We start from the raw sequence: 23988 nt of genomic DNA on the forward strand, positions 1-23988 counted from the left end.
TTCTGCAGCCCGGAACGGGGCCGGTGGTGCTGCTGAGCGCCGGCATTGGCGCTACGCCCGTGCTCGCGATGCTACATGCGCTGGCGGCCAGCGGTTCGACGCGGCAAGTGCTGTGGCTTCACGCGTCTCGGGACCGGCAACATCATCCGTTCGGGGCCGAAGCCCGCCGTCTGCTGCTCGCGCTGCCGCATGGCCGCGGCTTCGTCTGTTATAGCCGGCCCGATCCACTCGACCGGATCGACGAGGATTTCGACAGCACCGGGCATCTGTCGCAAGCGTTGCTGGAAAAGGCCGGCGTGCCGCGCGAAGCGGATATCTATCTATGCGGACCGGTCGGCTTCATGGCGGAGATGAAAGCCGCGCTCGCGGCGCTGGGCGTGGCACCCGAGCGCATTCACGCAGAAATCTTCAACGGCGGCGAATCGCTGACGCCGGGTATCGTCGGTGCGCCACGAAACACGCCGCATTTGCCGAGCGACGATGCCAGCAATGCCAACGCGGGGCCGCTGGTGTCGTTCGCGCGCAGCGGCATCAGCGCGCACTGGAACGGCTCTATCTATCACAGCATTCTGGAGCTGGCCGAGGCCTGTGACGTGCCGGTGCGTTGGTCGTGCCGCAGCGGCGTTTGTCATAACTGCGAAAGCGGCCTGATTTCCGGTGCCGTCAGCTACGACCCCGATCCGCTCGATCAGCCGGCTCAAGGCAATGTGCTGATCTGCTGCGCCCGGCCGCGAGACGACGTCGTCATCGATGTGTGAACCGCACCCGGCGAATCACGCGCAGTTGCGCTTGCCATTGCCGCCCGGCGCAACGTCTGGGCGCATATGCAACAGCAGTGCCGCGCATATCAGACCGAAGCTCACACGCGGCGCGACCAATGCACCGAGCATCGCGATCAGGAAGGTCGCGAGGACCGCGAGCGAGCGACGCCTCGCCAGCCGCCGTACGGGCGGGGGCCCCTGCGACGCGCTCGCTCCGGCCAGCACCTGCCGCTCGAACACGTTATAGGCAATATCGGTACAGACGAACAGTCCCGCGTAAAAGGCCACCGGGTTCGATGCGAGCTTCGTGCGCGCGACCCACGCGGTCGCGAACGGCAACAGCGATACCGCGAACAGATGGACGAAGTTGATCCACATGAGCCGCAGTCGTCTTTGCTTCACGCATGGCATGCTCCAGCAGCGAACAGCAGGGCTGTCGAGATCGATTCGGCAAAAACCGCCAAGCCCGGCACGACGGGTAGCGCTCAGGCCTCAACCGTTCGCCTGTTCCTTGAGCCGCTTGCGGTGAGCCGCTACCTTCGCGCGGTTGCCGCAAATCGCCATGCTGCACCAGCGACGCGCATGGCCTCGCGTGTGATCGGCAAACATCAACGTGCAGCGCGGCCCTTCACACGCCTTGACGTAAGTAAAGTCTTCGTCGCATACGAGTTTGGCCATCGCCTCGGCAATCGGCAGCAACAGCGATTCGGGCGATGTCCAGCGTCGATTCGTGCGCAATTCGAAAACCGTCTTGCCGCTGATGCTGCCCGCGACGACTTCTCCATACCGCTGGTCGCGCTCGAGCAATTGGTTCAAACCACCGAGTTCGCGCAAGTCGCGGGTGGCAAGCGGCTTGCCCTTGCGCTTGTGCACAAATCCCCTGAACCACTCGCGGAGCTCACGGGCTTGCGACGCCACCGCGTCCAGCTCGGCCGGCGTGGACTGTGCCCGCAGAGCCGACAGCGCGCCGGCCGGCACGAGCCCGGCCTGTTCCAGCCATGCAAGCAGACCTTCTCCGTCGCTGAGCCAGTCGACCTGCTCATCGACCGGCGTGGCGATCGAATTGAGAAAATCGAGGCCCGGTGCATCGGCCACGAATATCGCGGGAATCGGGTGGTAGTCCATCTCTACGGAAGCGCGTCAGTGAGTGATAGCGAATCGTAACCCTCAAAAGCTCGACTGACAAGTTACGCCGGCGCAAAGCAACCTTCGATATCAGGATCGCGGGGGCTGCTCGAAAACTGGCGATCGCGGGCGCGACAGCGCTTTGGCACCGCGTCGGCACCGCCGCCAACGGTGCAAGGACGATCAGATATCAAGCCCCATCCTCGACATGCAGCGGGGAACGTAAAAAGTTTTCTCATGCACCTGCGTTATCCTGTCGGGCGTTTAGTCAATATCGGCCATCGTGACGGCACAGATGCTCGGTGGGCTCCGGTAGGGGTACGGGGCGCCCAAACCCTACCGTGCGCCCGGCTTGCGGCTGTTCCTGTCAGCGATTTGGCTGCCCGTCCATCCGCCCTTAACGCGGCCAGCCCCCTGGCACGTCCGCAGAACGAACGGAGATAACGACGTGAAATTCCGCATGCTATTGCTGCCACTGGCCCTTGCCGCCTGCTCGCACACCCCGGTCGCGACCAGCCCCGCGCCGTCGATCAGTACGCCGGGCGCAGCCACCGTGGCTGCCGCGCGCGCGCCGTCGGCCAGCGGATCCACTGTCCTTAGCCAGTATCACTGGCAACTGAACGACGCAATCGACAGCGAAGGCAATCGCATCGAGGCGTTGTTCGTCCGTCCGGACCAGCCGCTGCAACTGGATTTCAGTGCCGACCGGCTCAACGTGGTCAACGGCTGCAACAACATGGGAGCGGGTTACCACGTCCGGAAGGGACGGCTGCAGATCGGGCCGATAACGAGCACGATGATGGCCTGCCACCAGCCCGCTCTGTCCGCACTCGACGACGCCATTGCACAGCGTCTGCGAGGCAGCGTCAGCGTGAACCTGCTGTCGCGCGACAACGCACCGCGTCTGCAACTCGTGACCGACAGCGGCGACACCCTCAGTTTCACCGGCGTTGCGACCGCTGAAACCCGTTACGGCGGCCCCGGCGAACGAGCATTCCTCGAAGTCGCGGCGCAGACCGTGCCGTGCAACCTTCCGCTGATGCCGGGCAAGCAATGTCTGCTGGTGCGCGAGCGTCACTTCGACGAGCAGGGGCTGCCGAGCGGCACGCCTGGCCAATGGCAACCGCTGCATCAGGATATCGAGGGCTACACGCATACGCCCGGCATCCGCGATGTGCTGCGCGTGAAGCGCTTCGACATCAGCAACCCGCCCGCCGATGGACCGTCGGTCGCTTACGTGCTGGACCTCGTGGTCGAATCGGAGAAGGTTTCGCAATAAGCGGCGCCGCCAGCTCGGCGCGTTTGCGCATGCGCAAGGGTGGCCGTTTTCTCGCGTTTGATGCGGTTGGCGGTTGGCGGTTGGCGGTTGGCGGTTGGCGGTTGGCGGTTGGCGGTTGGCGGTTGGCGATTGGCGATTGGCGGGTGGCGGGTGGCAGGCGGCCACTGGGCCGCCTCCGCTTTCGAGCGGGTTCAATCGCGGACTGCGCGGAAGCACCCCACAGCACCCTTCCCGCTCTGCCTTACTGGGTCGCCGACGCACCGCTTGCCGGCGTGGCCACGACCGGCGCTACGCCGCTCGCCGCCGGCGTAGCGCTGGCGCCTGGACCCGCAGCGCTATTCGCGCGATTCGCCGCGTCGCTGTCACCCGGCGTGCCCCTGGCGCTCGCCGAGTTGCTCATTACGCCGCTGCTCCCGGCGCTCATCGGCTCGTTGCCGTTATCGTTCGAGCGCTTGCAAGCGGACACGCCCACCGTCAATACGACGGCCGATAGCGCAATCAGCATATTTCTCATGACCTGAAGCATGATTCGCCCTCCTTGGGATGACAGTGCTCGATGCCGGCCTGGCCGTTTCGACGACGGCGCCGCACGGTGCGGCGACGAACCGGTCAACGCATCGCCGCGATAAGAGCAAGCATCCGACATGCCCGTGCGTCGGTCTCGTTAGCGCGCACGCGTGCGAGACGCTTCGGCGGCGCAGCGTGCAGCCCCAGGTTTTCGCCAACCGATTGCGCGGTGTAGACGCGCGAAGCGTCGCGCGGTGACGGGCATCGCCGATGAAAGATGCATCGGCGATGCGGTTACAGCCGGCCCGGCTTACTGACCGTACACGTCGAAATCGAAATACTTCTTCGCAATGCGATCGTAAGTGCCGTCCGCGCGCATATCGGCAATCGCCTTGTCGATTTCGGCGCGCAAATCGGTATCTTCTTTGCGCAAGCCAATTGCGGTGCCACTGCCGAGCGTTTTGGCGTCATAAAGCGGATTGCCGGCAAATGCGAAATCCTTGCCGCGCGGCGTGCGCAAAAAGCCGGATTCCGCTTGCACCGAATTTTGCAATGACGCATCGATACGGCCTGACAGCAGATCCGAATAGACGAGATCCTGATCCTGATAAGGCACGATCACGGCGCCGGCCGGTTCCCAATAGGTCTTGGCATAGGTTTCCTGGATCGTGCCCTGCTCGACACCGATGCGCTTGCCCTTCAGCGCCTGCGGCGTCGGCTCGATCGCCGAGCCTTTCTTCGCGACCAGACGCGTCGGGATGCGGAAGACTTTCGACGAGAACGCGATCTGCGCCTCGCGCGCGGGTGTCATCGACATCGTCGAAAGCACGCCGTCGAACTTGCGACCCTTCAGCGCCGGGATCATCCCGTCGAACGAGTTTTCGACCCACACGCATTTCGCGCTCAGACGACGGCAGATCTCGTTGCCGAGATCGATATCGAACCCGACGAGCTTGCCATCGGCCGCTTTCGATTCGAACGGCGGATAGCTCGGGTCGACGCCGAATCGCACGGTCGACCAGTCCTTGGCGATTGCGCTGCCGGACGAGACGGCGAGCAGCGCAATCGTCAGGGTTGCTAGCATGGCTTTCATTGTTGCTCCTTTGTGACTTTATTGAAGAGATGCGGGATGGTCTGCCAGGACTTGATAGCTCAGAGCGCTGGCGCGCGAAACCCGACATTCGACCGTGATCCGGCCGCCCGCACAAATTCAATTAACAAATCGATCCATGCGTGCCACGCATAGATGCACCGGAAGCTGCACGCGTTTAACCCATCAAACAGCTGGTAAGCCAGAACCGCGGCTATCGAACAGTAAAACCCTCGCTGCATCGTATTGGGACAATTACGGAAGAATCATTTTGGTAAATCGCGCGATGGCCTATTGTTTTGCAAAAGAAAAAGCACGCGCAAAATATCGGCTTTCACGTCATTCGTTGAATCACCAGATTCAAATAAGTCTGCATCCATTCATCAACGACCGAAGACCGTAATCAGCACGACGCCCCGCCGCTGTTGCTTTGCCAGAAATAGTCACCTAGAATTTTCGGCAGAGTCCTTTTTCAGGAACGAATGACGTGGCTTCGAACAACGGAAAACCGGTGTCGTCGTTTGTTCCTCAGGGGATGCTCGGCCTCTGGATCATTCTGTTCGTCATCTGGATGATCGCCAATGCGTCGCTCGCAATCCAACCCGCTGTTGTGGGTCTCGCCATTACATTCGTCATCGCTCACGCGTTCGCATCGTCGAGCGACGCATGGCGCCAACTTCGTCTGACACCGCGCGCGCTTTATCACTTCATCGCGTTTAGCGGAACCTTCTTCGTCGAGCTCGTACGCGCCAATCTGAACATGATGGCGTACGTGTACTCACCGCGCATCGACATCAAGCCCGGCATCGTCAAGGTTCGCACCCGTTTGCAAACGCCGCTCGGCCGGCTCGCGCTGGCCAATTCGATCGCGCTCACGCCAGGCTCCCTCGTGATGGAGATGCGCGGCAATGTCCTGTTCATCCACTGGCTCGACGTGCAGACGACCGATATCGACGGAGCCACCGAAGCACTCGTCGCGCAGTTCGAAAAACATCTGGAGAAAGCCTTTGGCTGAGATCATGCTGCGGGTCGCCGGCGTACTGATCTTCGTCGCGATCCTGTTCGGCGTGATCCGTCTGGTGATCGGCAGGACACTGATCGACAGAGTGGTCGCGATCGACATGCTCACGGTCGTCTCAATCTCGCTGATCGCGCTTTACGCGCAGGTGTCGGGGCGCTTCGTCTATCTCGACGTCGCGCTCGTCTACGCGCTGCTCAGCTTTCTCGCGGTGCTCGCGATTGCCCGCTTTCTCGAAAGGGGGCTGTGAGCGATGCTCGAACTGCTCCTGGTGCTGATGTGCGCGAGCATTCTCGTGAGCGGTGTGCTCGCCGTCTGCCTGAAGGACCTGATGACCGCGATGGTGAGTTCGGGACTCGCGAGCCTGTTCGCGGCGGTGGCCTTCCTGCTGCTCGCCGCGCCCGATGTCGCAATGGCCGAAGCCGCGATCGGTTCCGGACTCGCGAGCTTCATCTTTCTCTATGCGATCCGTAAAACCGGCTATCAGAAAGGCTAGCGCATGTTCGAACTGGTCGGCAGCGTGTTTATTCTCGCGGGCGCGGTCTTTCTGTTCTCTGCCGGCCTCGGCCTGCTGCGCATGCCCGACGCGTACACGCGCATTCAGGCCGGCACCAAGGCGTCGACGCTCGGCAATATGCTCGTGCTCGTCGGCCTTGCGTTCTATCACCCGGGCTGGAGCTTCCGGCTGATCCTGCTGATCTATTTCGTGCTGGTGACCAACCCGGTGTCGTCGCATGCGTTGTCGCGCGCAGCGTGGTTGATCCGCACGCCGATGAGCGCGTCGACCGTGACCGACGCGCTCGCCGACGACGGTGAACTCGCCAGAGAAGAGGCGCAATCATGATGCGCCGCGGGTTCGCCGCGCTGACGGTGGTGCTGTTCGCAATCGTGTTCTGGCGTCTCGTCGGCGGCTATGCGCAATTGCAGGCGCTGCGCCCGCTCGCCGAGTATTACGTCGTCCGAGGGCCGCTCGAACTCGGCGCGCCGAACATCGTGACCGGCATTCTGATTACCTATCGCGGCTTCGATACGCTTGGCGAGGTCGCCGTGCTGTTCATGGTCGCGGCGAGCGTCGGCGTGCTGCTGAAAGAAGAAAGCAACCCCGCAACGCAAGCAACAACCGACGCAGCGGCCGACGAAACCCGGCGCAGCCGCCCTGCCGGTGAAATCGTGCAGACCGGCAAGCAGTTGCTACTGCCGATGATCTTCACCTTCGGCGCCTATGTGATCGTCAACGGCCACCTGTCGGCCGGCGGCGGTTTCCAGGGCGGCGCGATCGTCGCCTCCGCGGTGATGCTGATGTTGCTCGCGCGGCCCCGCTCGACGCTGAACGTCGCGCTGCTGAGCGTCGTCGAATCGTTTGCCGGCGTGATCTACGTGTGTATCGGCATTCTGGGTCTCGTGCTCGCGGGCGGCTTTCTCGACGCGCGCTTCTTGCCACGCGGCGAATTCGACGCATTCTTCAGCGCCGGCGCCATTCCGCTGATCTCCGCGCTGCTCGGCATCAAGGTCGGCGCGGAACTGAGCGTCATCATCGACCGCTTCAGAAGCTGAAGGAGACATGCGCATGAGCACGGGCTTGCCGGTTTCGACCATTCTGCTGATCACCGGCTGCTGCCTGTCGCTGATCGGCCTGTGGGGCATGCTGACCCACCGCAACATCCTGCGCATCATCATCGGCTTCGCGGTGATCGACACCGGCCTGCACATCGTGATGGTCGCGACCGGCTACATCACCGGCGGCACCGCGCCGATCATCGACGCCGCGCTCAGCAAGGCGGAGGCCGCGCGCCGCGCAATCGATCCGCTCCCGTCCGCGCTGGTCGTCACCGCGATCGTGATCGGGCTGTCGGTCACCGCGATCATGCTGGCGTTCGCGATCCGCCTTTACGCCGCCAAGAAGACGCTATCCATCGACGCGTTCACAGAGTCGAAATGGTAGCCGCGCTGTTTCATCCGCTGCACATCTTTATTCTCGGCCTTGGCGGCGGCTTCGTCATGCCGCTGCTGTACCGGCTCGGCAAACCGTGGCTCACGCTCGGCTTTTTTATCGCGCTGTGCGGCATCGTGCTGATCAGCGGCGTGTCGTTGTATGGGCTGATCGACGGTGGCGCGACGATCGAAGTACTGACCGCGGGCGCGCTGCCGCCGGTCTCGATCAGTCTGCGCTTCGGCTTGTGGGAAGGCTTCTTCACATTCAGCGTGAACCTCGTCGCGCTGCTCGGCGCGCTGCATCTGTGGGACCGCTTGCGCGGCAATTACGCGGCGCTGCTGCTGTATCTGATTCTGGTGATGGGCATCGACGGCATGGTGATGACCCGCGACCTGTTCAACCTGTTCGTGTTCCTCGAGATCGTGTCGATCGCAACGTATGGCCTGTTCGGACTCGATCGCACACCGGCCGCGCTCGCGGCCGCGTTCAAGTACATCATCGCGACCGTGATCGCATCGACTCTCTTTCTGCTTGGCGCTGTGCTGCTGTACTACGTGAGCGGCACGCTGAACATCGACGAACTGCTGTCGATGCGCGACCAGCTTGGCGGCCCGATCGGCACGCTTGCGATCCTGCTAGTGTTGTCGAGCCTCGTGATCGAGTTGAAGCCGTTCCCGGCCAACGGCTGGGGACTCGATGTCTATGAAACGATGCCGAGCGGCGTGGCCGCGATGGTGTCGGTCGGCGTATCGGCGGGTGTGTTCTTCGCGCTGCTGAAGCTGCTGCCGCTGTTCGACGGCCAGCTCACGCTGCTGGCCATCTCGGGCGGCGTGAGCTTCCTGATGTCGAACCTGCTCGCGCTGAAGCAGACGAAACCGCAACGCGTGCTCGGCTATTCGTCGATCGGACAGATGGGCTTGCTGATGTTGTCGCTCGCGCTGCTGCGTCAGGTCGGCGCGGACGACTCGATTCCGCTCGTGGTAGGCGGCCTCTTCGTCAACCATCTGCTCGCGAAGGCGGGCTTGTTCTGGCTGGTCGGCGTCGTGCGTCGCTGCGCCGGCACACCTCGCGCGGCGCTGTCGCGCAGTCCGCTGCTGATCGCGCTCATCGGGCTCTTCATGGTGGCGATCGCGGGGCTGCCGCCGTTCCCAGGCTTCTGGGCCAAGTGGGAACTGCTGATGCGCGTGACCGCCGCCGGCAAGTCGTACTGGATCGTGCTGATCCTGACCGGCTCGCTGCTCGAGGCGGCATATATGTTCCACTGGTTCGTGCGCGCGCTGAACGCATCGGATGACGAACTGGAAACCACGCCGAGCCTGTTCGCGCTGCTGCCGCTGCTCGGCGTCGCGATCCTGCTGATCGGCGCGAGCTATGTCGCGGCCACGCTGTCGGGGCTCGCGTCGATGTGGTTGTTCTCGCCGCTCGGGGCCGGCGCGCTGTTCTACGCGGCGGACCGTCTGCCGGGACGCGTGAAGGGCGTGCTGGCGCTCATCGCGATTGCGCTGATCGGCACACTGCTCGCCGAACGCACGGACGGCATCGCCGGGCTGTTCAGCTGGCTGCTGCTCGCCGGCAGCCTCGTGATCACCGCGGCGACGCTCTATCGCGACGATGAGCGTAGCGGTTTTTATCCGATGCTGGTCGTGCTGTCGCTGTCGATTCCCGCGCTGCTGCGCTCGTCTACGACGCTCGAATTCTTCTATAGCTGGGAAATCATCACGCTGGCGTCGTGCTTCCTGATCGCCAAATGCCGGCGCGCGGGGCCGCACGTGCTGACGTTCCTGCTGTTCTCGCTGCTGTCGGCGTTCTTTCTGCTCGCGGGCTTCGCGAATGTCGCGGCGATCGACGGCACCATCGAACTGTCCGCGCTGATCCACGCGGGACCGGAAGCAAATCGCGCATTCGTGCTGCTCGCGGCCGGCTTCCTGATCAAGGCCGGCGCAATCGGCGTGCATGTGTGGCTGCCGGGCGCGTACACCGAGGCGGAAGACGACGTGACCGCGATGCTGTCGTCGGTGGTCAGCAAGGTCCCGATGTTCGGCCTGCTGGTCGGCACGTACCTGACGATACGCTCGGAAGTCGGCCTCGAACTCGCGCACCTGATGACCTGGATCGGCATGCTCACGACCCTCGCCGGCGCGCTGATGGCGTTCCGGCAGAACGACTTCAAACGTCTGCTCGCGCTATCGAGCATGAGCCAGATCGGCTATATCGTGACCGCGATCGGCCTGATCAGCCATCTCGGCTGGGTCACCGCGCTGTATCTGATCGCCAATCACATGTTCGTGAAGGGCATTCTGTTCCTCGCGCTGGCCGGCGTGATCCTGCGCACCGGCACGCGCAACTTCGCCGACGTCGGCGGCCTCGCGCGCGAGATGCCGTTCACGTTCGCGATGGTGACGATCGCCCTCGTATCGATGTCGGGCCTGCCGCCGCTGATGGGCTTTGGCGGCAAGTGGCTGCTGCTGAGCGCGATGACCAGCAAGGGCTGGTATGGGCTCGCCGTGTGCGGACTGATCGCGACCTGCGTCGGCTTCCTGTACATGGCGCGCCTGCTGAACGGCATTTTCCTCGGCGCGCGACCGGCGCGGCGCGCTGTCGTGCGCGAGGCGCCGATCGCACTGCTGGTGCCGCAGTTCCTGCTGGTGGTCGGCATCGTGATCCTGTCGTTCTTTCCGAAGCTGCTGATCGGGCCGGTTTCGGCCGCAATCGATCCGCAATTCGCGGCGACGCTGGTGTGGGACGGCATGTCGCTCGAGAGCATCTACGGGTTCTGGAATCCGACGCCGGTCGTGATCGTCGTGCTGGCCGTCGCCGCGGTTCTGTTCGGGCTCGGCATGCTGTTCTATCGCAGCCGGCGCGGCAACGCGAAAGACCGGCCCGACCTGTATCACTTCTACCGCCCGATCCTGAGCCGCACGGTGCCGCCGGTCGCGCAGATGTTCTGGCGCGGCGCATCGCACTCGGCGCTCGTGGCGGCGGCGGGGATACGACGCGTGTATACCGGCAACGGGCAGACTTATGCGATGTACGTGTTGATGTATTTTCTGGCGATTTATTTCGCGAGTACCGGGTGGGGAAGGGGTTGAGTGCGGTGACTCGGCAGTCCGCGGCGAGACCGTGCGCGTCTGATCCCGTCAAAGCCCCAAACACACCGCTCCGGCCGCGACGACCAGGCAGGCGAGCCAGCGCGTTGCGCTGACCGCTTCGCGCAGAAACACCCGCCCGATCAGCACGGCGAACACCACACTGGTCTCGCGCAGCGCCGATACCGCGCCCATCGCGCCTGACTGCAGCGCCCAGATCACGATGCCATATGCCGCGATCGACACCAGCCCGCCGGCGATCGACGAGCCGATCGATAGCGGCTCGTCACGTACCGGGGTCCATAGCGGCGCCAATCCACGCACCGCGACGAACAGCACCGGCATCAGCCAGTAGAACAGGAACATCCACGCGGTGTAGGTGAGTGGCTGGCCGTTGGACAATCTGACGCCGATGCCGTCGATCACCGTATAGAGCGCGATCGTCGCACCGGTCGTCAGCGCGGCCAGCGCACCCGCGCGCGACACCTGCCGTCCCTGCAGCGCGATCGCGATGATGCCGCCCGAGATCATCGCGATCCCGACAGCGTGCAACCGGCCGATCGCCTCATGCGCGAAGAGCGCCGCGCCGAGCGTAACGAGCAGCGGCGACGAGCCTCGCGCGATCGGGTACGCGAGCGCGAGGTCGTTGCGGCGATACGAGCGCACCAGGCTCACGTTGTAGAAGATATGCACGAGCCCGGATGCGACGATGTAAGGCCAGCACGCGCTCGGCGGCCAAGGGCTGAACACCACGACGAGCGTGGCGGCGACCGCGATCGCGATGCTCATCCAGGTCATGGACAGGAACCGGTCCCGGTTGCCGTGCAGCATCGCGTTCCAACCCGCGTGGAGCATGGCAGCAAACAGTACGATGCCGCCGGTATAACTGAGCATGTGGGTTGCGGGTCTGACGGGGAACGGGAGATCGCTTTAGTGATTCATCAACAAGGATATCTATCTTGTGGTCGGTCAACAAACCAGATAAATTCGGCGATCGCATTAGACAAACTCTTTCGAATGAAACCGGTATTGCCCCCCGCTCAATGCACTGCGGGCCTTCGAGGCCGCAGGCCGGCTCGGCAGCTTCAAGGAAGCCGCCGCAGAGTTGCACGTGACTGCCGGTGCGGTGAGCCAGCACGTGCGCGTGCTGGAGGCGTGGCTTGGCGCATCGTTGTTTGAGCGGCACAACCGTCAGGTCAGGCTGACGCTGGCGGCGAAGGCCTACCTGCAGAACATCGGCCCGTTGTTCGAACAGCTTTCCCAGGCAACCGCGAAATACGGTGTACCCGAAACGCTCTCCCGGGCACTGTCCGTGAATGCGCCCGCGACATTCACGTTGCGTTGGCTGGTGCCGAGGCTGGCAAAATTCCGCGTCGAGCATCCCGACGTGGAGGTTAAGGTGGAAACGTCGAACGATCCATTGGAGAGTCTGAGAGAAGACTATGACGTGATCATCCGGGGTGGCCCCGACACGTTCTACGGCTATGCGATGCGGCCTTTCCTGTCCGAGGAGAGGCTTCCGGTGTGTAGTCCGGCGCTTTTGCAGCGGCTGCCGCTTCGCCTGCTAGGCGACTTGCGGCACCACACGCTGCTGCACACCTCGAGTCTTCCGCGGCTATGGCCCGACTGGCTGGCGAGCGCACAAATTCCCGCGCTGAGGCCGGCTGCTACTTTAACCTTCGACCACTTCTATCTGACCTTGCAGGCTGCCCTCGACGGAATCGGCATCGCGATGGGGCCGACCGCGCTGGTAGCCGGCGACCTCGCCGCTGGCCGGCTGATCGCACCCTTCGCCAGCCCCCGTTTGCCCTCGCGCAGCTATTGCACTTACGTCCAGGATCAAAAGTTCGGCGATGAACTGGTTACGCTGTTCCGTGCATGGCTCGAGCGCGAGGGTGGATCGTCATGACTTCACCTCGACGATCGAAGCTTTTGCACGACGGCAGCCAGCGCCTGCAGATTGAATGGCTTACCAAGACATCCATCGCAGCCCGCCTCACGCGCACGCGTCTCTTCCTGCGCGACGGGCCGGCCGGTCACCGCGACGATCGGAACATGCGACCAGTTGTGCAATTGCCGCAGTTGCGCGACGAGCTGATAGCCGTCCAGATCGGGCAACGTCACATCGGTGATGACCAGGTCGAACTCGGAGGCTTTGGCCGCTTGTAACGCATCGGTCGCATTCATCGACGTCGTAACCTGCGCGTCGTAAGCCGAAAGCAGTTCCGCCATGGCCTGCGATGACTCTTCCGAATCCTCGATCAGCAGCACGCGCGCACCCGCGAACACGGAGAGATCGGCGGGTTTGTCGCCGGGCTGCCGATGCACCGACGAAGCCACTGCGGGAAGGCAGACGACGAAGCGCGCTCCGCGGCCTTCGCCATCGGAGAACGCCTCGGCATTTCCGCCATGCAGACGGGCGAGCTGGCGCACCAGAGACAGCCCGATGCCAAGGCCAACGGCTCGCGCACGAGACGGCACATTGGGAGCCTGCTGGAAAATGTCGAAGATCGACTCCAGCAGGTTGGGCGCGATACCGATACCGGTATCGGCCACCTCCAGACACAAGCTGTTGGCCTCCTGCTGCAACCGGACCGTGACTTTTCCGCCCGGCGGCGTGAACTTCAGCGCATTACTCAGCAGATTCCAGAGGATCTGTTCGATACGAATCGAATCGGCCTCGATAAAAACGGGTGTGGCCGGGATCTGCAACTGTAGATCGATCCTGTTTGCAGCGAAGTCGTCACCTAGCGCCTCGGCGATCGAGCGGGCGATCTTCGCGACATCGGTCCGTTCAAAGTGCAGCGAAAGCTTGCCGGTCTGGATCCGCGAAAAATCAAGCAGGTCATCGATGATCTGGGCTTGCGCCAGCACCGATTTCTGAATCGCGCCGGCGACCTCCTGGACCCGGCTGATATGTCGCGCCTCAGGAATACGCGCCAGGATGTCAGCCTTCATGTGAATCAGATTGAGCGGGTTTTTAAGTTCGTGAGACAGCACCGCGATGAACTCGTCTTTCAGACGGCTCAGTTTCTGAATTTCGGTGTAGTCGGCGCGCTGCCGCGCCAATGCCAGGTCTTTTTTTCCCTGTACGAGCTTCCGTTGGGTCGCATCGTGAACGATCTTGGCAAAGCCTGAGAATCCGGCCGCATCGATGCGGCTGAGAAAGCCGCTGCAAAAGACCCGCTCGCCGCCTTTGGTCGCGTGCCAGCGTTCGTCTTCGGCACGGCCCTTACTGCGGGCTTTGGCGCGCTCTCGCGCCGGCACGCCGTCAGCACGATCTTCAGGCGTGAAGATCGCGTCAAGCGAGCCGCCCATCATCTCTTCGGCCCGGTAGCCGAAAATGTGAGTCGCTCCCACGTTCCAGCTGACCACCACACCGTCATCGTCGAGAACGATCATCGCAAAGTCGTGCGTCTCCCTTGCGGCGAGCTTGAGCTTCTCCTCGCTTTCACGCGCCAGCGTCTGCGCCGCCTTCTGTTCCGTGATGTCGATCAGTGCGAGCACGGCGCCATCGATGCGATCGTCGTCGGTACGGTACGGGATGACACGGGCGAGGAAAGCGCGCCCGTCCTTGCTCTGCACTTCCTTTTCGATCTTCCGCAGCGATTCGAAAGAGGCGCGCAGATCGTCGATCATCTCCGGATAATCGAGCTTGTGTGTCAGATGCTGAAGCGGTCGCCCGGTGTCGCTGGGCAAAATATTGAAAAGCGCTTCGGCAGGAGAGGTGTACCGCTTGATGTTGAGCGTCCGATCGACGAACACCGTGGCCACGCCGACGAGAGCAATCAGGTTCCTAAGATCATCGCCGACGCGTGCCGCCTCCTGAACCTTCGACAGAAGCTCGGAGTTGACCGTGACGAGTTCTTCATTGAGCGACTGCAGTTCCTCGCGACTCGCTTCCAGTTCTTCGGTTGCCGAGCGCAGTTCCTCGTTCATGGCCTGGAGCTCTTCATTCGATGCTCTGAGCTCCTCGGCCGATTCCTGCGCGTGCTCCAGCGAACTGCGCGCGCGGCCCTCGCTTCCCGCCAGTGCGTGCCTGAGGGAATCCAGCGTGTCGTCACCGGGCTCCCCGCTCATTGTCGGATCGGCTAGTGGAAGGGGCTCCAACAAGTCACAGGTCAGGGAAACCAACTGCTCGTCCTGCGCGAAGCCACGGTACGGGCGCAACGACAGGTCCACCGCGATTTCCCCGGATGCGGTGGAGAAAGGCACGGCCTCTTCGTCCTGGCGTCGCCCGAGCGTGAGGCAGCGCTGTATGGCCTGGCGGATGCGAGGATGGATGTCTTCGCGCACGATACTGAAAATATTCACTGCATGCGCTTGCCGTACGTTCTCGGTCAGCCGGATCGCATTCGCCGAGCGATGAACGATTGCGCCGTCCTTTCGTATGACGATCAGCGGCGGTCCAAACAGGTCGAACGACCCTGGCTGGCCAGGCGCCGGGACATCAGCGGGTTTCCTGCCCGTGGCGGAAGTGAAGAAGGTGTGACCGCCACCATCGAAAGGGAACTGTGGAATGTTTGCGTAACTGGGCAAAGCGGTCGTTCCCGCGTTCCCCAGCGCGCGATAGATCTTCCTGTACTTGTCCACCGGAGCAAACAGCTCGTGGGCGAAATCAGCCGATTCGGCCGTGCCTAGAAAAAGCAGCCCTTGCGGGCGTAGCGCGAAGTGGACCGCTTCGAGCACGCGCCTCTGCGCGCGGCGGTCCAGGTAGATCAGCACGTTGCGACAGGAAATCAGGTCAATGCGCGAGAACGGCGGATCGCGCAGCAGGTTATGGGCAGCAAAGATGACGGTGTCGCGCAGCGATTTCACCAGTCGATAGCGGTTTCCCTCCCTGGTGAAATACAAAGCCAGACGGGCGGGCGACACGTCGTTGGCAATCGCCGAAGGATAGCTGGCCGCCCGCGCGATCGCGATCGCGCGTTCGTCGATGTCACTGGCGTAGACCGTTATCCTTGGCCGGCGCGGTAATCGACGCACCACCTCGTCAAGAAGTATGGCGATCGAAAACGCCTCTTCGCCTGTCGCGCAGGCCGGCACCCACGCGCGCACCTCGTCGCGTTCGCCGAGATTTTTGATGAGTTCGGTGGGCAGTGTTTGTTCGAGAGCGTCGAACGCGTCGGGATCGCGAAAGAAGTTGGTGACACCGATCAGCATGTCCGCCAGCAGTTTCGGCGTCTCGTCGACATGGTCCGTCAGGAACTTCCTGTAGGCAGTCACCGAAGTGAGCGCGTTGACCTGCATACGGCGCTCTATGCGACGCACGATCGTGCCGCGCTTGTAGTTGGAGAAATCATGGCGGGTCCGGGCCCGCAGCGTATCCAGCAGCTCGTCTATCACGCTGGCGTCGGCGATAGCCAACTGACTGCCGTCTGCATCGTCGTCAGGATCCGACGGTGCCGGCAATGCGATCTGCGCCGCGCTTCGTACCAGCTCCAGCACCCTCGGAATGATTTGGGCGACCGGCAAGACGATGTCGACGTCCCCGGTGGCGATCGCGTTGCGGGGCATTTCACCGTACTGCGCTTCTTCCGGACGTTGGGCGATGGTGATACCACCCTGCTCCTGGACGTGAGCAATCCCCACCGAGCCGTCGGATCCGGAGCCCGACAGGACAATGGCGACAGCGCGGGCGCCATGCGCGTCGGCCAGGCTGCGGAAAAACACGTCGATGCTGGTGGGCGGCAGCCTCGGTGGTTCCGGGTCGCTCAGGCGCAGATATCCATCGACCATCGAAAGCAGCTTGCCGGGCGGAATGACATAGACGTGGTCTTTTTCGAGCGGCACGGCGCCGCTGACCTGCCGTACATGCAACGCCGTCACGCGTTGAATGACTTCATGCGCGTGGCTCGTGTGATCGGGCGACAGGTGCAGCACAACAACGAATGCGACGCCCGGCGTCGGCGGTGCAGTCTCGAAAAGGCGCAAAAGCGCCTCGACGCCCCCAGCGGAAGCGCCGATCCCGACCACGGCAAAGTCCGGTCCGGCGTGCTTGGGTTGCTCCTTCGGTGTACCGGCAGCCATATACCCTCCGATCGACTGACGCGCATGTGCGACAAATGCAGGACGTCTAGCCGACCAATATCACAGTTGTGGAATTCTCTCGCTCGACAGCGGCAGCCGATGCGCCGGCCAAAACGGCGCAACGCGGACATGCGCGAGCGCGGCAAGCGGTAAACCGTCGCGCGACGGCATATTGGTGTCGAGCAACGCTCTATCCGGCGTCCAGAGTGCGATGCACTGGAAAGCCGAATCTCCATCGAATGCATAGCGGGCCTCGCGGCCTGCGAACGCCAGTGCAAATGCCCCGGCTTGAGCTGCGGCCGGGTGGCCGTCGACCGCAGGAACGCGGAGCGGACCGTTCACCGACGGGGTGCTACTGGCCCAGATTCCACTGTTCATGTGGGTTCACATTACTGATTCGCTCGTCAGGCCGTGCAACCGCCGTTCCCAGGATCGCGGCTTGCTCGCCAAGGATGGACTCCGAATGCCGCCCCGTCCAGCCAGGGAAACAATAGATGACCGAATACGGCGCAAGCGGAATTTATCGGAGGAACATCGTGCCTCGCTCCCAGCATTACAACGACCGGGTTGTCGCCGTCGGTACGTCAGCGGGCGGCCTCGACGCTCTGCGCGCGCTGCTGTCTTCACTTCCGTCGGATTTTACCGTGCCGATGTTGATCGTCATGCATATTGGTGCCCATCGCAGTTTCCTGCCCGAACTGCTTCAGCCTGCTTGCCCGTTGCGGGTTGTCGATGCGGTGGACGACGTCCCACTCGAACCGTCGACGATCTACCTCGCACCGTCCGACCGGCATCTGCTGGTTCATCGCGGGCGAACGCGGTTGAGCGCAGCCCCGAAAGAAAACTTCGCCCGTCCCGCGATCGACCCGCTATTCCGCTCGGTGGCGGCGGAGTTTGGTGCTCACGCCGTCGCAGTGGTGCTCACGGGCGACCTGGATGACGGTGCGGCAGGCGCGGCCGCAGTTCACGCCTGCGGCGGTCGCGTCATCGTGCAGGCGCCAGAAGAGAGCGTTGCGCGGTCAATGCCCGCCTCTGCGCTTGCCGCTGTCCCAACCGCAACGGTGGCGGGTCTGGACCGGCTGGCGCAGGCCATCATTGACGCAGTTCACCAGCCCATTCAAGGAGTGCCTGTGCAAGTCGACAAGCGGCGCATAGAAATCGAAACAGAAATCGCTCGTACTGGAATTGCCTCGCCCGCCCAGCTCGACGAGTTGGGCAACCGGAGCACCCTCACCTGCCCCGACTGTGGCGGCGTGATCTGGCAAATAGGCGATGCCGCGCCCCTGCGGTACCGGTGCCACACCGGGCATGCTTTCTCCAAAGCCTCGCTCGAGGCCACGCAAAAGGCCGGTCTCGAAGACGCGCTGTGGATGTCGGTGCGGCGGATTGAAGAATGCGCCGAGCTGGCAGCCAGCCGTGCTCGCGCAGCGCAAACGCGCGGCGACGACGCAGGGGCGCGCTCGGAGCGCGTCGCGGCTGAAAAGCTCCGCAAACTTCAACAGTCGCTTCGGCAATTCGTCCTCGTGAACCCGACGGCGGACGAGGACGGTTCGTCGCCCGGCATATAGCAGGCCAAGCAGCACCACGGGACATGCCCATCGATGCGCATGCAAAGCCCGCCGGCGGATCAGTGTGACGACACATACGTTGCATCGGCGAACGCCGGCATCGCGAAGCTTTCGCGCAGGCGTTTGCTCTCGGCGGCCGGCGTCAGGCCGAACAGACGCTTGAACTCCCGGCTGAACTGCGAAGGACTCGTGTAGCCCACCGCGTGACAGGCGGCCTCCGCGCTCAGATCCTGACGCACCATCAGCAGCCGGGCCTGATGAAGACGCGTCGACTTGACGTATTGCATCGGCGATAGCTGCGTGACCGACCTGAAGTGGCTGTGGAAGCTCGGCACGCTCATGCCCGCCTCGCCGGCGAGCTGCGCCACGTCGAGCGGCTGCGCATAGGCGGCGTGGATGAGGCGCAGCGATTTGCCGATCCGGCCGAACTGCCCGCGCATCGCCAGCGCTTCTCTCATCGCGCGTCCCTGTGCGCCAGTGAGCACGCGGAAGTACAGTTCGCGCAGCAGCCCCTCGCCCAACACGGCCGCTTCCAGCGGCCGTTGCAACGCTTCGAGAAAACGCAATACCGACGATTGCATTGCGTCGTCCATCGGCGTCGACATCATGCTTCGCGGCGCCTGGACCGGCTCGCCTTCGGCGTACCGGTCGATTCGCGCAGCGAGTTCCGCGGCCACCGGGAAATCCAGATGGAGATACAGCGCCAGCAGCGGGCGTTCCGGCGTCGCATCGGTTTCCATGCTGAATGGCACGGGCACGGATACGGCGAGATAGTGACGCTCATCGTAGAGAAACAGCTGGTCGCCGAAATAGCCCCGCTTGCGGCCCTGGCAGACGATGACGACGCCGGGATCGTACAGCACCGGCGTGCGCGACAGCGCCCGGTCCGAACGCAGAATGCGAACGCTCGGCAGCGCCGTGAGGTTGTAGCCCTCGTCGCGCGCCAACTCGCGCAACAGGGCAACCATGCGTTGCCGGTCTCCGCGCAAAGGTTCAGGCCGCTCAGTGACGACACGTTGTGCTTTCATAGTTTTGTGCAAGGAAATCAGCGAGATCGGCCTTTTTAGCCGGTTCTCCTAAGATTAGCATGCACTTTTCTGTCAACGTTCAGGAGAGTGCGTCAATGGTACCCAGCAAGACTTTGCTCATCACCGGCGTCAGTAGCGGCTTTGGCCGCGCGCTCGCGCAAGAGGCGCTCGCGGCCGGTCACAAGGTTGTCGGTACGGTGAGAAGTGCGCAGGCCAGGCGCGATTTCGAGTCGCTTTGCCCGGGCAGCGCGTTTGGAAGAATGCTCGACGTGACCGAGTTCGACGCGATCGACCGCGTTGTGTCCGAGATCGAGACGAACATCGGGCGCATCGACGTGTTGGTCAACAATGCCGGCTACGGCCACGAAGGCATCATGGAAGAATCGCCTCTCGCAGAGATGCGTCGGCAGTTCGACGTGAATGTGTTCGGCGCGGTCGCGATGATGAAAGCCGTCCTGCCGTTCATGCGCGAGCGACGGCGCGGCCACATCCTCAACATCACGTCGATGGGCGGTCACATCACGATGCCGGGAATCGCGTACTACTGCGGCAGCAAGTTCGCGCTCGAAGGCATCTCCGAAGCGCTGTCGAAAGAGGTCAAGCCGTTCGGTATCGCAGTGACCGCGGTCGCGCCGGGTTCTTTCCGTACCGACTGGGCCGGCCGCTCGATGAGCCGTACGCCGCGCTCGATTGCGGATTACGACGAAAGCTTCGATCCGATCCGCGAGGCTCGCGAGGAAAAAAACGGCAAGCAGCTGGGAGATCCCCGCAAGGCAGCACGCGCAATGCTCACGGCTATCGCCGCGGAGAACCCGCCCGTTCATCTGTTGCTTGGCAGCGATGCGCTGGGCTTGGTTCGACGCAAGTTGTCGGCGCTCGAAGATGAGATACGGCAGTGGGAGAGCGTCACGGTCTCGACGGACGGCTGACGAGCGCGGGCGCCTCGACCTGGCTACGCTGGAACGCCCACCAGCTTCATTGCTGCGCCAGATCGAAGATCTCGAGCGTCGATCGAGAATCAGCGCTCGGTGATGCGACTAGCCGGTCACTTTCATGACGTTCGACACCAGTGCGTGGATCGCCGACAATCAAACGCCGGCCCGAACCCTCAGCCGCGCCCGCCACTCACGAAGGAACACCCCATGAATTTGCTGAACGATCGCTCGGAAAACGAACTCCCGCACGCGCCGGTTGGCGTTTCGCCGGCGTCCCCGCTTGCATCCGTGCGCATGCTGGCGCGCTACAAGGCCTGGGCGAATGGCATTACCTATTCCGCTGTGCGCTCGCTGCCAGATGGCGAAGCATTACGCCCACGACCAACCCGCTTCGGAAACATGGTTCACACGTTGAACCACGTCTATGTGATCGACGACATATTCAAAGCACATCTGCAGCGTGCGAAGCACGGCTATACGGCGAGAAATACGCAGGACACGCCAGCGTTGGACGACTTATGGCGAGCGGTTCAGGCGATGGATGCGTGGTACGTCGACTATGCCGATGCGCTGACGGAACGAGAGCTTGGCGAAATGATCCACTTCGAATTCGTCGGTGGTGGCGACGGCGCGATGACTCGCGAAGAGATGCTGCTGCATATCGTCAACCACGGCACCTATCACCGAGGCTTCGTTGCCGACATGCTCTATCAGGCGCGGGCGGCATCGCCGGCCAACGATCTGCCGGTATTTCTGCGCGACGTGTATCGCGCGTCTTGAGTGACGTGGCCGTTGTCATCGCAGGCGGTGGTGGCCACAAACACTTGCTGACGGTGCAAGCGCGGTGCGAGTGCTAGCCGGGCCACGCCGACACACCCGCGGCGTCGACGGCGAACCGGCACTGCTGCCCCTCGACGAGCGGCGTATCGTTGAGCGCGACATCGACCCTCGCGCCGCACACGTCCAGACGTGCGAATCGCTCGCCGCGGCGCAACTCGATCGCAACGACGCGGGCCGCGTGCGGGCCATCGGGCGCGAGCAGGATCGCGTGAGAGGCAAGCCGCCACATCACCGGCGCGCCCATCGGCAGATCCGCGCAGTTCGCTTGCACGACCCATCCCGGCGCAAGCTCGATGCGCCGCAGCGCGCGCACCACGCCACGACCGACATTCGATAGCCCGAGCAGTTCGGCCGCGCGCATCGTCGCCGGCCGCGCGAACACTTCCGCGATACTGCCAGCCTGCAATACCCGCCCCTGATCGACGACGAGAATCTCGTCCGCGAGCAGCGCGGCTTCGTCAGGGTCATGCGTGACGATGATCGTGACCGCTTCGATCTCGCGTTGCAGCTCGCGCAGCGATTGCTGAAGCCGCCGGCGTCGCGGCGTATCGAGCGCGGAGAACGGCTCGTCGAACAGCAGCAACTGACTGTGACGCGTGAGCGCGCGGGCGAGGGCCACGCGCTGCCGCTGGCCGAACGACAGTTGCTTGGGCAGATGGTTCTTCAGTGCACCGAGCCCGAGATGGCCTACCCAGTAACGCGCGGCCGCGGCATCGGCATGGACCGGAAACGCCAGTTGCTGCGCCACCGTCATATGCGGGAAAAGGCCATAGTCCTGCGGCATGTAGCCGATCTGACGCGCTTCGGGCGGCAACGCGCCGAGGTCTGTCGCGCCGAGCCTCACGCAACCCGCCTCGTTGGTTTCGAGTCCCGCGATCAGCCGCAGCGCCAGCGATTTGCCCGAGCCCGACGGCCCGATGATCGCCAGACGCCGCGTAGCCGGCGCCCAGGCGATGTCGAGACTGAACGCGCCGAGGCGGCGCGCGAGCCGGAACACGAGCCGCGGGTCTTCGGCGGCCGGCAGGGAAACCGGGCGCGCGGCGACAACGAGCGGCTCGTCGCCTGAGTCCGCGAGCGCAGCGCTCAACGGTTCGGTATCGCCGCGGCGGTAGGCCGACAACGCAGCACAGGTCACGGCGATCGCGAGCGTGGGCAGCAGCAGCGGCATCATCGCGGGTAGCCCCTGGCCGCCGAACACCACATAGGTGTAGACCGGCAGCGAATACGGGTGGTACGCGACCATCACCGTCGCGCCGAATTCGCCGAAAGCGCGCAGCCAGGCGAGCGCCAGACCGGCACGGATGGCCGGCCATGCGGCCGGCAGCGCTACCCTGAAAAAGCGGCTGCCGGCGTGATGGCCGAGCGTCGCCGCGACGTCTTCAAAGACCGGATCGGCGGCGGCGAAGGCCGAGCGTGCCGCGATCACCAGGAACGGGGCGGCCACGAAGGTTTCGGCCAGCACGATGCCGGTGAAGCTGTCGGTGAGTCCGCCGATCACGCGGCCAATCCCACTGTACGGGCCGACCAGGAACAGCAGCAGCACGCCGCTCGTGAGCGGCGGCAGCGCGAGCGGCAACTGCACGATAAAGCCGAGCACGGCCAGGCCGCGCGACGATGACCGCGCGAGGCAGTAACCGAGCGGCACGCCGCCCAGCAGAATGATCAGGGACGCGACGCTCGCGCTGGCAACCGAGACGCCCACGGCGGACGCGGCCGTATGCCAGTCGACCCCCGCCCAGTCGGCACGGCCGATCTCCGGAATGCTCGCGATGAACGGCGCGCACAGGTAGAGCGCGAGAAGCAGCGCAAGCCCGGTCAGTGGCCGGGCCGCGTGACGCTTCATTGCGCGGCGTCGAGCACGGCCTGCACCGAGGACGGCATCGCCTGTCCGTTGCCAGTGACGGTCGGCCTGATCACGTCGACGCCATGTTCGCTCAGCAGCGCGCGGCCCCTGGCGCTCAGCAGAAAGTCGATGAAGCGGCTCGCACCGTCCGGATTTGGCGCGTCCTGAAGAATCGTCAGCGTGTAGCTCGCCTTGGCCTGCAATTCCGGCGCGGGACGCAGAGCGGGTATTTTCAGGTCCGAGGTCTCGGTCGAGTAGAAGAAACCAGCATCGAGCTGCCCCGATTGCAGCCGGCCCACCAGTGTTTCCTCAGGCAGCACCTGCGCGGGATTGTCGGCTGCGCCCAGCGTTTTCTCGACGAGATCCGGCTGGTGATAGAGCGCCGCGGCCTTGCTCACCATTTCGACCGTGAACGCACCCTTCGGATCGAGCTTCGGATCGGTGCGGCCGACGCGGATGCCCGGCTCCTGCAGCACCTCGTCCCAGCGTTTCGTTTTGAAATCTTTGGCAAAGCGGCTTTGCGGGTTGTAGCCGATCGTCAGCGGCGACTCGGCGAAGTTGACATACCACGTGACGTGATCGCCATTGGCCGCGCCCATCAGGCTGGTATTGACTTTCGGGCTCGCGCTGATGAATACGTCGCCGCGCCGTAGTTTGCCCTTGATCTCATTGGCGATCTTGTTCGACCCGGCGGCATAGCCCCGGAAGTGCAGGCCCGTCTCCTTTTCGAACGACGGGCCGATACTGCGCTCCATCAAGTTAACGAGCGAACCGGCGTACAGCACATTGACCGTCGCTTGATCCGCCGCGCAGACCTGCGCATTCGTTACCGCCGCCAACACTGCAATCGATGCCAGAATCCTGCGCAACATAGCGTTCCCCGTTCGGCTATAAAGTTCGATATATTACGGGCGCCGCGAATGAAGCACAAATCGGCGTGAAACG

Annotated in this window: 22 protein-coding genes; 13 read left to right on the plus strand and 9 right to left on the minus strand. The window is 63.5% G+C overall.

Translation table 11 applies throughout. The features are described from left to right. Positions 1 to 758: flavin reductase family protein (locus tag VGH68_RS21280; RefSeq protein WP_331605681.1), on the plus strand; the 758-nt coding region annotated here is incomplete at its 5' end. 15 nt (positions 759 to 773) lie between these two features. Here VGH68_RS21280 and VGH68_RS21285 read toward each other — a convergent pair. Further along, positions 774 to 1163, minus strand: coding sequence for a hypothetical protein (locus tag VGH68_RS21285; RefSeq protein WP_331605682.1), 390 nt, complete (start codon positions 1161 to 1163; stop codon positions 774 to 776). 90 nt (positions 1164 to 1253) lie between these two features. Further along, on the minus strand, positions 1254 to 1886 hold the full coding sequence (locus VGH68_RS21290; protein WP_331605683.1) for a CGNR zinc finger domain-containing protein: 633 nt from the start codon (positions 1884 to 1886) through the stop codon (positions 1254 to 1256). Positions 1887 to 2334: 448 nt separating this feature from the next. Here VGH68_RS21290 and VGH68_RS21295 point away from each other — a divergent pair, with 448 nt between their 5' ends. Further along, a complete protein-coding gene (locus VGH68_RS21295; RefSeq protein ID WP_331605684.1) occupies positions 2335 to 3165 on the plus strand; it encodes an META and DUF4377 domain-containing protein in 831 nt (276 codons plus the stop codon). A 241-nt stretch (positions 3166 to 3406) separates the two neighbouring features. On the opposite strand, the gene VGH68_RS21300 is transcribed toward VGH68_RS21295, so the two are convergent. Together VGH68_RS21300 and VGH68_RS21305 are read right to left on the minus strand one after the other, a co-directional pair. Further along, the gene (locus VGH68_RS21300) at positions 3407 to 3691 is read right to left on the minus strand and encodes a hypothetical protein (protein WP_331605685.1); all 285 of its coding nucleotides are present in this window, start codon (positions 3689 to 3691) and stop codon (positions 3407 to 3409) included. 291 nt (positions 3692 to 3982) lie between these two features. Then, entirely contained in the window at positions 3983 to 4765 is a 783-nt protein-coding gene (locus tag VGH68_RS21305) for an ABC transporter substrate-binding protein (RefSeq protein ID WP_331605686.1), read from the minus strand. Between the two features lie 484 nt (positions 4766 to 5249). On the opposite strand from VGH68_RS21305, the gene VGH68_RS21310 reads away from it, so the two are divergent. The 7 genes from VGH68_RS21310 to VGH68_RS21340 are packed head-to-tail and all read left to right on the plus strand — an operon-like array spanning position 5250 to position 10802. After that, the gene (locus tag VGH68_RS21310) at positions 5250 to 5777 is read left to right on the plus strand and encodes a Na+/H+ antiporter subunit E (protein ID WP_331605687.1); all 528 of its coding nucleotides are present in this window, start codon (positions 5250 to 5252) and stop codon (positions 5775 to 5777) included. Then, positions 5770 to 6030, plus strand: a complete 261-nt coding sequence (locus VGH68_RS21315) for a monovalent cation/H+ antiporter complex subunit F (RefSeq protein WP_331605688.1) — start codon at positions 5770 to 5772, stop codon at positions 6028 to 6030. The genes VGH68_RS21310 and VGH68_RS21315 overlap by 8 nt, the downstream gene beginning before the upstream one ends. Before the next feature lie 3 nt (positions 6031 to 6033). Further along, entirely contained in the window at positions 6034 to 6276 is a 243-nt protein-coding gene (locus VGH68_RS21320; RefSeq protein ID WP_331605689.1) for a hydrogenase subunit MbhD domain-containing protein, read from the plus strand. A gap of 3 nt (positions 6277 to 6279) precedes the next feature. Then, the gene (mnhG, locus tag VGH68_RS21325; RefSeq protein WP_331605690.1) at positions 6280 to 6624 is read left to right on the plus strand and encodes a monovalent cation/H(+) antiporter subunit G; all 345 of its coding nucleotides are present in this window, start codon (positions 6280 to 6282) and stop codon (positions 6622 to 6624) included. Further along, positions 6621 to 7334, plus strand: a complete 714-nt coding sequence (locus VGH68_RS21330) for a Na(+)/H(+) antiporter subunit B (RefSeq protein ID WP_331605691.1) — start codon at positions 6621 to 6623, stop codon at positions 7332 to 7334. Before mnhG ends, VGH68_RS21330 begins: the two co-directional genes overlap by 4 nt. A gap of 13 nt (positions 7335 to 7347) precedes the next feature. After that, positions 7348 to 7722, plus strand: coding sequence for a cation:proton antiporter subunit C (locus VGH68_RS21335; protein WP_331605692.1), 375 nt, complete (start codon positions 7348 to 7350; stop codon positions 7720 to 7722). Further along, on the plus strand, positions 7716 to 10802 hold the full coding sequence (locus VGH68_RS21340; RefSeq protein ID WP_331605693.1) for a complex I subunit 5 family protein: 3087 nt from the start codon (positions 7716 to 7718) through the stop codon (positions 10800 to 10802). Before VGH68_RS21335 ends, VGH68_RS21340 begins: the two co-directional genes overlap by 7 nt. A 48-nt stretch (positions 10803 to 10850) precedes the next feature. Here VGH68_RS21340 and VGH68_RS21345 read toward each other — a convergent pair whose 3' ends face one another. Then, positions 10851 to 11693, minus strand: coding sequence for an EamA family transporter (locus tag VGH68_RS21345; RefSeq protein ID WP_331605694.1), 843 nt, complete (start codon positions 11691 to 11693; stop codon positions 10851 to 10853). Between the two features lie 154 nt (positions 11694 to 11847). On the opposite strand from VGH68_RS21345, the gene VGH68_RS21350 reads away from it, so the two are divergent. Continuing rightward, positions 11848 to 12708: a LysR substrate-binding domain-containing protein gene (locus VGH68_RS21350; RefSeq protein ID WP_331605727.1), complete on the plus strand. Its 861-nt coding sequence runs from the start codon at positions 11848 to 11850 to the stop codon at positions 12706 to 12708. A 2-nt stretch (positions 12709 to 12710) separates the two neighbouring features. Here the strand turns inward: VGH68_RS21350 and VGH68_RS21355 are convergent, their stop codons facing one another. Further along, positions 12711 to 16829: a chemotaxis protein CheB gene (locus tag VGH68_RS21355; RefSeq protein WP_331605696.1), complete on the minus strand. Its 4119-nt coding sequence runs from the start codon at positions 16827 to 16829 to the stop codon at positions 12711 to 12713. 494 nt (positions 16830 to 17323) lie between these two features. Here VGH68_RS21355 and VGH68_RS21360 point away from each other — a divergent pair, with 494 nt between their 5' ends. Then, the gene (locus tag VGH68_RS21360; RefSeq protein WP_331605697.1) at positions 17324 to 18397 is read left to right on the plus strand and encodes a chemotaxis protein CheB; all 1074 of its coding nucleotides are present in this window, start codon (positions 17324 to 17326) and stop codon (positions 18395 to 18397) included. A 59-nt stretch (positions 18398 to 18456) separates the two neighbouring features. Here VGH68_RS21360 and VGH68_RS21365 read toward each other — a convergent pair whose 3' ends face one another. Further along, positions 18457 to 19365 carry an AraC family transcriptional regulator gene (locus VGH68_RS21365; RefSeq protein WP_331605698.1) on the minus strand — a complete coding sequence of 303 codons (909 nt, stop codon included), beginning with the start codon at positions 19363 to 19365 and terminating at the stop codon, positions 18457 to 18459. A gap of 155 nt (positions 19366 to 19520) precedes the next feature. On the opposite strand from VGH68_RS21365, the gene VGH68_RS21370 reads away from it, so the two are divergent. After that, positions 19521 to 20354, plus strand: a complete 834-nt coding sequence (locus tag VGH68_RS21370; RefSeq protein WP_331605699.1) for an oxidoreductase — start codon at positions 19521 to 19523, stop codon at positions 20352 to 20354. 300 nt (positions 20355 to 20654) lie between these two features. Further along, the gene (locus tag VGH68_RS21375) at positions 20655 to 21140 is read left to right on the plus strand and encodes a DinB family protein (protein ID WP_331605700.1); all 486 of its coding nucleotides are present in this window, start codon (positions 20655 to 20657) and stop codon (positions 21138 to 21140) included. 73 nt (positions 21141 to 21213) lie between these two features. On the opposite strand, the gene VGH68_RS21380 is transcribed toward VGH68_RS21375, so the two are convergent. Next, a complete protein-coding gene (locus VGH68_RS21380) occupies positions 21214 to 23043 on the minus strand; it encodes an ATP-binding cassette domain-containing protein (protein ID WP_331605701.1) in 1830 nt (609 codons plus the stop codon). After that, a complete protein-coding gene (locus tag VGH68_RS21385) occupies positions 23040 to 23915 on the minus strand; it encodes an extracellular solute-binding protein (protein ID WP_331605702.1) in 876 nt (291 codons plus the stop codon). The genes VGH68_RS21380 and VGH68_RS21385 overlap by 4 nt, the downstream gene beginning before the upstream one ends. Positions 23916 to 23988 lie beyond the last annotated feature (73 nt).

Origin of the sequence: Paraburkholderia sp. (genome assembly GCF_036488505.1) — a bacterium.
GTDB lineage: Bacteria > Pseudomonadota > Gammaproteobacteria > Burkholderiales > Burkholderiaceae > Paraburkholderia.